The sequence below is a fragment of the Protofrankia sp. Cas3 genome (assembly GCF_963555955.1).
Taxonomy (GTDB): domain Bacteria; phylum Actinomycetota; class Actinomycetes; order Frankiales; family Frankiaceae; genus Protofrankia.
In genome coordinates this window covers 1-1,664 of record NZ_CAUVXP010000278.1, presented here as the reverse complement: position 1 = coordinate 1,664, position 1,664 = coordinate 1, and the positions used below count along the sequence as shown (strand labels likewise).

Sequence of the window (1,664 nt, the reverse complement as noted above, 5' to 3'; positions counted from 1 at the left end):
CACCGGGCGCGATCAGGCGTGGGCGGAGTGGATGGCCTGGACGTTGGAGGCTGCCGGCTACCGGGTGGTGATCCAGGCGTGGGATTTCGGCGCCGGGACGGGGTTTGTGGAGGCGATGCACCAGGCGACGCAGACGTCGCCGCGGACGGTGGTGGTGCTGTCGGCGGCCTATCTGACGTCGGCGTTCGCGGCGGCGGAGTGGCAGGCGGCCTGGCGGGCTGATCCGCTTGGTCGGGCGCGGAAGCTGCTGGTGTTCCGGGTGGAGGACTGCGACCGGCCGGGGCTGCTTGGTCAGGTCGTGTCGGTGGATTTGTTTGGGGTGGAGCGGGGCATCGCGGCGGATCGGGTGGTGAAGGCCGCGCGCGCTGAACGTGTCAAACCGATGGTCGAGCCGGCGTTCCCGGGCGCTGGGCCTGCTGGCGGGTCGGCTGGTGGTGTGGCGGTGGGGGCGGCTCCGGTGTTCCCGCCGGATCTGCCGGCGCTGGGGCATGTGCCGGCTCGGTTGGCGCATTTCGTCGGCCGGGAAGCGTTGCTCGATCAGCTGCATGGCCGGCTGGCGGTGTCGGGGTCGGTGGCGGTGACCGCGCTGGCGGGGATGGGCGGGGTCGGGAAGACCGCGCTGGTGGTGGAGTACATCTACCGGTATGCCGACGGGTTCGATCGGGTGGGTTGGGTGCCGGCTGAGCAGCCGGAGTTGATTGGCGGGTATCTGGCCGGGTTGGCCCCCGCGGTGGGGCTACCTGCCGATGCGGAACCGGCCGCGGTGGTCGCGGCGTGGGCGCGCGAACCCCGGTCGCTGCTGGTGTTCGACAACGCCGACGATCCTGACACGATCACGATGATTAAGGGGCTTCGGCCGTCGCCGGGGGCGGGCCGGCTGTTGGTGACGTCACGGCTGCGGGGTTTGACCGCACTCGGTGGCACCGTGACGGTTTCCACGATGCGCCGCGCCGAGTCTGTGCAGATGCTCACGGACCGGTTCCCGGCGTTGGAGCCGACGGTTGCCGATCGGATCTGTGAGCTGTTGGGGGATTTGCCGTTGGCGGTGGAGCAGGCCGCCGGCTATCTCGATCAGACCGGTACCCCGCCGGGCGAGTACGCCGAGCTCCTCGCCGACGAGCTCGGGGACATGCTCGGCGAAGGGGATGTGGCTGACCGGCCGGGGGTCACCGTTGGGGTGCTGTGGGACCTGTCTCTACAGCGGCTGCGCATTGACTGCCCGGCCTCGGTGGAACTGTTGGAACTGTGGGCGCTGTGCGACCCGGAGAAGATCCCTTTGGGCTTGTTTGCCGATCCGGCCGGGTTCGACGACGGATTGTTGAAAGAGGCGGCCGGGAATCGGGCGGTGTGGGCGGCTACGGTCGGTGCGCTGGTCGGTTACAGTCTGGCCCGCCGTGACCGTGACCGGGACACGGTGGATGTGCACCGGCTGGTGCAGGCTGCGACCCGCCGGGCCATGAGTGGTGAGGTACGACAGGTGCGGGCCGGCACCCTGATACGGCTGTTCCGTGGCATTCTGCCCGAAGACATCATCCGAAACCTGAACGCCTGGCCGGTATGGCGGGTTCATCTGCCCCACGTCAGCGCCGTGCTCGGGCACACCGATGCCGATGCCACCATTGATGGTCTGTCCTGGTTGTGTGACCGGACTGGAACCTACCTGC

General features: G+C 69.2%; 1 protein-coding gene. It reads left to right on the top strand.

The window, feature by feature from the left end; genetic code table 11:
• Positions 1 to 31 precede the first annotated feature (31 nt).
• A partial coding sequence (locus U9983_RS27040) for a TIR domain-containing protein (RefSeq protein WP_322756720.1) occupies positions 32 to 1,664 on the top strand: 1,633 nt, incomplete at its 3' end.